General features: G+C 58.4%; 7 protein-coding genes and 1 pseudogene. 5 read left to right on the forward strand and 3 right to left on the reverse strand.

Annotated elements, in window-relative coordinates; translation table 11 throughout:
* Window positions 1-132 precede the first annotated feature (132 nt).
* Complete coding sequence (gene mscK, locus AC1DH9_RS15815) at window positions 133-3480, forward strand: mechanosensitive channel MscK (protein ID WP_427537914.1); 3348 nt, start codon at window positions 133-135, stop codon at window positions 3478-3480.
* Between the two features lie 58 nt (window positions 3481-3538).
* Complete coding sequence (selO, locus tag AC1DH9_RS15820; protein ID WP_427537911.1) at window positions 3539-5002, forward strand: protein adenylyltransferase SelO; 1464 nt, start codon at window positions 3539-3541, stop codon at window positions 5000-5002.
* Between the two features lie 6 nt (window positions 5003-5008).
* On the opposite strand, the gene AC1DH9_RS15825 is transcribed toward selO, so the two are convergent.
* From AC1DH9_RS15825 to AC1DH9_RS15835, 3 genes are all read right to left on the reverse strand, one after another.
* The gene (locus AC1DH9_RS15825) at window positions 5009-5410 is read right to left on the reverse strand and encodes a helix-turn-helix domain-containing protein (RefSeq protein ID WP_427529387.1); all 402 of its coding nucleotides are present in this window, start codon (window positions 5408-5410) and stop codon (window positions 5009-5011) included.
* Window positions 5407-5703: a type II toxin-antitoxin system HigB family toxin gene (locus AC1DH9_RS15830; RefSeq protein WP_427537908.1), complete on the reverse strand. Its 297-nt coding sequence runs from the start codon at window positions 5701-5703 to the stop codon at window positions 5407-5409. The genes AC1DH9_RS15825 and AC1DH9_RS15830 overlap by 4 nt, the downstream gene beginning before the upstream one ends.
* Window positions 5704-5908: 205 nt before the next feature.
* Window positions 5909-6124 (reverse strand): hypothetical protein, encoded by a 216-nt coding sequence (locus AC1DH9_RS15835; protein WP_427537905.1) that lies wholly within the window; start codon window positions 6122-6124, stop codon window positions 5909-5911.
* 80 nt (window positions 6125-6204) lie between these two features.
* Between AC1DH9_RS15835 and AC1DH9_RS15840 the strand changes: the two genes are divergently transcribed.
* The 3 genes and pseudogenes from AC1DH9_RS15840 to AC1DH9_RS15850 form a co-directional block, all read left to right on the forward strand.
* On the forward strand, window positions 6205-6723 hold the full coding sequence (locus AC1DH9_RS15840) for an Hcp family type VI secretion system effector (RefSeq protein ID WP_427529382.1): 519 nt from the start codon (window positions 6205-6207) through the stop codon (window positions 6721-6723).
* 353 nt (window positions 6724-7076) lie between these two features.
* Entirely contained in the window at window positions 7077-7595 is a 519-nt protein-coding gene (locus tag AC1DH9_RS15845) for an Hcp family type VI secretion system effector (RefSeq protein ID WP_123581954.1), read from the forward strand.
* A 133-nt stretch (window positions 7596-7728) separates the two neighbouring features.
* Window positions 7729-7968: pseudogene (locus tag AC1DH9_RS15850) on the forward strand (type VI secretion system tip protein VgrG); the annotation flags it as partial.

The following is a 7968-nucleotide window of genomic DNA, read 5'->3' on the forward strand; positions in this document are numbered from 1 at the left end:
CCATTTGGACGGTCGCGGTCATGGACGGGAACAAGATCGCCAAAGTGGGCGTCAGATTTCCCGAAGGAAGTCGCCCGGGCCCCGGCTTGTTCCTCTAAACTCCTTTTTTCGTTACGTTTTCGATCGGTCTCTATGCCAACCTTGCGCACATTTTTAGCTATCGCCCTGCTAGGGCTGAGTCTCTCCGTCGGCACTCTGCAAGCGGCCGAACCGCCGTCCGCCGAGTCTGTCCAGAAAAGCCTGGACAAGATTGCCGAGCGCAAACTGCCCGAGGCCGATCAAAAAGCCCTGCAACTGGTGCTGCAACAGACGCTGACCCAACTGTCCAACCGRGACGATTATGAAAAGCGCCTGGACAACCTCAAGCAACAACTGAGCACGGCGCCCAAGCAGAACATCGAAAATCAGCGTGAGCTGGAGCGCCTCAAGGCCAGCAAAGTCATACCGATCGAACAACGCTACGCCAACCTGTCGGTGGCACAACTCGAGCAGATGCTGACGGAACGCAGCACCCAGCAAAGTGATCTGCAAAAAGCCCTGGCCGATGCCAACAGCCTGACCATCACCGCCCAAACCCGTCCCGAACGCGCCCAGGCCGAGATCAGCAACAGCCAGACACGCATCCTGCAAATCAACAGCATCCTCAAGCTTGGCAAAGACAACGGCAAAGCCCTGACGACCGAGCAACGCGATGCCCTCAACGCCGAACTGGCCGCATTGAATGCGCTGATTCCGCTGCGTCGTCAGGAACTGGCCGGCAACAGCCAGCTGCAGGACCTGGGCAGCAGCCAACACGACTTGCTGCAGGAAAAAACCGCGCGCATGGAGCACGAGATCCAGGACCTGCAAACCCTGATCAACCAGAAGCGCCTGGCCCAGTCTCAACAGACGGTGACTCAGCAATCGATCGAAGCGCAAAAGGCCGGCGGCAGCAATCTTCTGGCCACGGAAAGCGCTGCCAACCTCAAGCTCTCCGACGACCTGCTCAAAAGGACCGACAGTCTCAACGAGCTGACCCAGCAGAACCTGCAGACCAAGCAGCAACTTGACAGCGTGACCCAAAGCGACGCTGCACTGGACGAACAGATCAGCGTGCTCAAGGGCAGCCTGTTGCTGTCCAAGATCCTCTACAAACAAAAGCAGGCCCTGCCACGCCTCAAGCTTGATCGGGACCTGGCCAATGACATCGCCGACATTCGCCTGTACCAGTTCGAAGTCAATCAACAACGCGAACTGATCAACACGCCCGGCGCCTATGTGGATAATTTGCTGGCGAGCCAGCCGCCCGACCAGGTCACCCCGCAACTGCGCAAAACCCTGCTGGATCTGGCTGTCACCCGCGCCGACCTGCTGGAGCGCCTGAGCCGCGAACTGAGCGCGCAGCTCAACGAATCCATCACCCTGCAACTGAACCAGAAACAGCTGCTCACTACCGCTCAGAATCTGCGCGCAACCCTCGACGAACAGATGTTCTGGATTCCCAGCAACAAGCCACTGGATTTCGAATGGATGCGCGGCGTGCCGGACCGCCTGGAGAAACAGGTCATCACTCTGCCCTGGGCTTCGAGCCTGAGCGAGCTGGCCGACGGCCTGACCCAGCGGCCACTGCTGTTTCTGCCGCTGGTGCTGCTGATCGGCTTCCTGGTCTGGCGGCGCAAATACCTCTATGCGCGACTGAACAAGGTGCACCAGGACATCGGTCACTTCAAACGTGACAGTCAATGGCACACCCCACAGGCGATCCTGATCAACGTGCTGCTGGCAATGCCGGTGTCGCTGGCCCTGGCCCTGTGCGGTTTCGCCTTGCAGATCGACGCCCGCGGGCAAAACGCCAACCTCGGCGCCGCCCTGTTGCAAATTGCCCAGGCGTGGCTGGTGTTCTACACCGCGTACCGGATCCTTGCGCCGGGTGGCGTGGCGGAACTGCACTTTCGCTGGGAAAGACCGCAGGTGGAATTCCTCCGCGGCTGGATCCGTCGCCTGGGTCTGGTGGTGCTGGCACTGGTCGCCGTGGTGGCAGTTGCCGAATTGCAACCGGCGGCCCTGGCGGACGACGTACTCGGTATCGCCGTGGTGCTGACCTGCTACGCCTTGATGGCCTGGCTGCTCAGCCGTCTGCTGATCCACAGTCCGACCCATAACAGCGCCTCCCTGTTTCGCAAAGCCGTCGGCATTCTATTCACTGTGCTGCCGATCGCCTTGTTTATCGCCGTGTGCTTTGGCTACTTCTACACCGCACTGAAACTCAGCGACCGGTTGATCAACACCCTGTACCTGCTGATGTTCTGGCTGATCATTGAAGCCACCTTTGTACGCGGTCTGGCCGTCGCGGCGCGGCGCCTGGCCTACCAGCGCGCTCTGACCAAACGCCAGGCCGCCAAAGAAGCCGGCGACGGTGAAGCGATCGTCGAAGAGCCGACACTGGACATCGAGAAAGTCAACGAACAATCCCTGCGCCTGATCCGTCTGGCCCTGCTCGGCGGCTTCATCGCTGCGCTGTATTGGGTCTGGAAAGACCTGATCTCGGTATTCTCGTACCTCGACAACATCACGTTGTACGAGTACACCAGCGGCGTCGGTGCCAACATGAGCATGGTGCCGATCAGCATCGGCGACTTGCTCGGTGCGCTGATCATCATCGGTATTACCGTGGCCCTGGCGCGAAACCTGCCGGGGTTGCTCGAGGTGCTGGTGCTGTCCAAGCTCGATCTGGCTCAGGGCAGTGCCTACGCCACAACCACCCTGCTGACCTATGTGATTGCCGGTGTGGGTTTCGTTTCCACCCTGTCGACCCTCGGCGTGAGCTGGGACAAACTGCAATGGCTGGTGGCCGCGCTCTCGGTCGGCCTGGGTTTCGGTATGCAGGAGATCTTCGCCAACTTCATCTCCGGGATCATGATCCTGTTCGAACGCCCGGTCCGGATCGGCGACACGATCACCATCGGCAACCTGTCGGGCACGGTGAGCAAAATCCGCATCCGCGCCACCACCATCACCGACTTCGACCGCAAGGACATCATTGTCCCGAACAAAACGTTCATCACCGGGCAACTGATCAATTGGTCGCTGACCGACACTGTGACCCGGGTCACCCTCAAGCTGGGCGTCGGCTACGATTCGGATCTGGAGCTGGTACGTACCCTGCTGCTCAGAGCGGCCATGGAAAACCCGCGCGTACTGAAGGACCCTGCGCCCTCCGTGTACTTCCTGAACTTTGGTGAAAGCACCCTGGATCACGAGCTGCGTATTCACGTGCGCGACCTCGGCGACCGTAACCCGGCACTCGATGAAATCAACCGGTTCATCAACAGCGAGTTCAAGAAGCACGACATCAACATCGCTTTCCGTCAGGTGGATATCCACCTGAAAAACCTGACAGGCCAGGAACAGCTGTTGCTGACCAGCGATGCAGTCAAACCCGCCAAGGCCCCGAATACAGGCAAGACCCCACCCGAGCCGCCATCAGTACAACTCGACTGACTGGACGCCACGCGCCATTCCCCAGCAGAATGCTCGGACATTCTGCTGGAGATGGCCGTTGAAAGCCCTCGACGAACTGACCTTCGACAACCGCTTCGCCCGCCTGGGCGACGCGCTCTCAACTCATGTACTGCCTGAGCCCATCGGCGAACCACGACTGGTGGTTGCCAGCCCTGCAGCCATGGCCCTGCTTGACCTCGACCCGAGCGTTGCCGAAACGCCAGTGTTCGCCGAACTGTTCGGCGGTCACAAGCTGTGGGCAGAAGCCGAGCCGCGGGCGATGGTCTATTCCGGGCACCAGTTCGGTTCCTACAACCCGCAATTGGGCGATGGTCGCGGGCTGCTGCTGGGCGAGGTCTACAACGAGGCCGGCGAGCACTGGGACTTGCACCTCAAGGGCGCCGGGCAAACGCCGTACTCGCGCATGGGCGATGGCCGGGCGGTGCTGCGTTCGTCGATTCGTGAGTTTCTGGCGTCCGAAGCATTGCACGCACTGGGTATCCCGACCACCCGCGCACTGTGCGTGATCGGTTCGAACACCCCGGTCTGGCGCGAGAAACAGGAACGCGCGGCCATGGTCCTGCGCCTGGCGGCGAGCCATGTGCGCTTCGGGCACTTCGAATACTTCTACTACACCAAACGGCCCGAACAGCAGAAAGCCCTCGGCGAGCACGTGTTGGCGATGCATTTCCCCGAGTGCCTGGAACAGCCGGAACCGTACCTGGCGATGTTCCGCGAAGTCGTCGAGCGCAACGCCGAGCTGATCGCCAAATGGCAGGCCTATGGCTTCTGCCACGGGGTGATGAACACCGACAACATGTCGATCCTCGGCGTCACGTTCGACTTCGGTCCGTTTGCCTTCCTCGACGACTTTGACGCCAACTTCATCTGCAACCATTCCGATGATGAGGGTCGCTATTCGTTCAGCAATCAAGTGCCGATCGGCCAATGGAACCTCAGCGCACTGGCCCAGGCCCTGACACCGTTCATCAGCGTCGAGGCCCTGCGCGAAACCCTCGGCCTGTACTTCCCGCTGTATCAGGCTCATTACCTGGACCTGATGCGCCGTCGCCTCGGCTTGACCACGGGCGAGGAAGACGACCAGCAACTGATCGAAAACCTGCTGCAACTGATGCAAAACAGCAGCGTCGACTACAGCCTGTTTTTCCGCCGTTTAGGCGATCAAGCCGCCGAGCTCGCCGTCGCCCGCTTGCGCGACGACTTCGTCGACATCAAGGGCTTCGATGCCTGGGCCGAGCGCTACTGCGCACGCGTCGCCCGCGACGGCAACAGCGATCAAGCACAGCGCCGCGCCCGCATGCACGCGGTCAATCCGCTCTACATCCTGCGCAACTACCTGGCACAGAAAGCCATCGACGCGGCAGAAAGCGGTGACTATGCAGAGGTTCGTCGCCTGCACGCGGTGCTGAGCAAACCGTTCGAAGAACAGCCCGGCATGGACAGCTACGCCGAGCGCCCACCTGAGTGGGGCAAGCATCTGGAGATCAGCTGTTCGTCTTGAGGGCGGTCAGATGAAGGTTTCTACCGACACACCGAAGCGCTCGGCCAACCAGCGGACTTGCCGCAGGTTGAGCTGGCGTTTGCCACTCAGGATTTCCGATACCACCGATTGCGCGCCCACACCCGGCAGGTCGCTCTGACTCAAGCCGTGTTCGCGCATCAGGTAGCGCAGCACATCAACACCACTGGCCACAGGCATTGGCCGGTGTTGCTGGTCGTAGGCCTCGATCCAGTCACTGAGGATATCCACCAGACTCATCAGCGGGCTGGATTCATCTTCGCCAATCAGGTCCAGCAGCTCATCGAGCGCCTTGACGAGCACATCGTAATCAGCCTCGTTTTTCGGTTTGCGCAGCAACGGCGACACAAAGTGCCAGTGCTCAGCGGCTTGTTTGATCAGAACGTTCATCGACGCTCCTCCTTCCATTTACCCTTGTCATATTCACGATGATCCAGCACCTGCTTGATATACAGCCGTTGCGCCAAGTAGTGCACGGCAGCGATCAGGCGCAGCTTGTTCCCGCCAATATCGAATACATGGAACGCCCCCACCTTATCGGTTGCGGGAAACATCGCCTTCATTGCCGCAAAGTCGCCCGGGCTGTTCCTCTTGACCTGTCGATACCATTGATCCAGCGCATTGGCTGAATGTGGCCATTGCTTCTTGGCCTCCCAAATTCGCTTTTCGGTGATCACACGCATGCAACATCCTTATCGCATCTTGCTATGAAGGTTAAACCCGGACTATTCATATCGCAACTTGCTATACACTCAGGCAGACCAGCGGTGCACTGTTCAATGCGCTCTATCAGCCTAGATACACGGCCCCCTCTGGCGCTGGCGAACATGTGAGCATTCTTTTCTACCGAGTCGCCCGCGAAGCTCTAAGGCGATGCACTACAGGCAGTCACATGGCCATGATGCGCAAGAAGTTGCGCAGCATGCCTGTGGATAACCCGCTTTTGATCTGGCTTGCAGCATCGCCTGTATGGCTTTCAAGGCACTGCGCAAGTTGTTGCGCTGTGGTGCGCAAGAAGTTGCGCACTTTTCTTGACAATTCATCGATATCAGCTTGAAACAAACAATAACCTATTGATTTATATAAATTAAATTCAAATGGCATGAAGCTTGATCACTGTCAGGTGTACATCGGGCGATTTTCCTCTCCCGGACACTTCGATTGATCAGGCAAGGAAAGCATTCATGCCAACACCCGCATATCTGTCACTCACCGGCACCAAGCAAGGCTTCATCACCGAGGGCAACTTCAGTCAGGACTCGGTCGGCAACGTTTATCAGGAAGGTCATGAAAATCAGATCCTGGTTCAGGCGTTCAGTCACCAGGTCATCATCCCTCGCGACCCGCAGTCCGGGCAGCCGACCGGTCAACGCGTTCACAAACCCATGATGATCACCAAAACCTTCGACAAGTGCTCACCACTGCTTTTCGCAGCCCTGACCAGCGGTGAAAAGATGATCGAATGCAACCTCGAGTGGTACCGCACCTCGGCCGCCGGCACCCAGGAGCGTTATTTCACCATCACCCTCGAAGACGCCATCATTATCGAAATCCAGTCGCGCATGCCCAATTGCCAAGACCCTGGCAACGCACACTTCACGCACCTGGAAGATGTGTATTTCAGCTACCGCAAAATCACCTGGGAGCACGTCGTCTCCAATACATCCGGTTCTGATGACTGGCGTGCTCCAATCGCAGGCTAAGGCTGCACCACCGATTCGCTGTATCGGCCAGCGCTGCTAATGGCATCCAAAAACCCAAGTGCGCAAGAAGTTGCGCACTCACCTTCCGAAAAACACCCACCCAGCCTGCTCCAGGCCGCGCCACGCAAGGCCTGCAGCCAAGTGCGCAAGAAGTTGCGCAGTGCTGCGCAACTTCTTGCGCACATTAGCGACTTTTCCTACAGGCAAATGAGACAAAACCGACACTAACAACTCATATCTCATTGATTTATATACTAAATGTATTGCATGGCACGAAGCTTGATGTGTAGGAAGTACCCACCGGGCGATCTCGCCTCCCGGGCACCCTCATTTATTTAGCAAGGAGAGCATCCATGGCTACRCCAGCGTAYATGTCCATCACYGGCACCAAACAAGGYCTGATCACYGCCGGTGCATTCACCGCTGATTCGGTTGGCAACACCTACCAGGAAGGTCACGAAGACCAGGTCATGGTTCAGGGTTTCAACCACGAAGTGATCATCCCGCGTGACCCGCAGTCCGGCCAACCAACCGGCCAGCGCGTTCACAARCCAGTSAAAATCACCAAGGTTTTCGACAAGTCCTCGCCACTGCTGCTGGCTGCCCTGACTTCCGGCGAGCGYCTGACTTCYATCGAAATCAAGTGGTACCGCACCTCGGCTGCCGGCACCCAAGAGCACTACTTCACCACCAAGCTTGAAGACGCRATCATCGTCGACATCAAAGACTACATGCACAACTGCCARGACCCGGCGAACTCGCACTTCACTCACYTGGAAGACGTAGAGTTCACCTACCGCAAAATCACCTGGACCCACGAAGTATCCGGTACTTCGGGTTCCGATGACTGGCGTTCCCCGGTCGCTGGCTAAGTCTGGCCGACCGTTTCAAAACATCGGCCAGCTCTGCTGGTCGATGTTGTTTGCGTCACCCAAGAATTCTTGCGTTCGTTGATCGCCCACTCAGGGCTTGATGGATGCTGCAGCACTGCACGAGGAACAACGGATGTTCGCGCCGGCCAACCAGACTCACTTCGCCTTGACCGTAGAAGGTCTGGCGAACGATCTCCAGGTACTTGCCCTCACCGGTCGAGAAGCCATCAGCCAACCGTTCGCGTTCGACGTCGAACTGGTCAGCGAAAACCCGTCCCTGGACCTCGAAAGCCTGTTGCACAAACCGGCGTTTTTGCAGCTCGCGCAAAACGGCACCGGCATTCACGGACAGATCTATCGCGTCGCCCAAGGC

The organism is Pseudomonas sp. 05T35, from assembly GCF_056396605.1.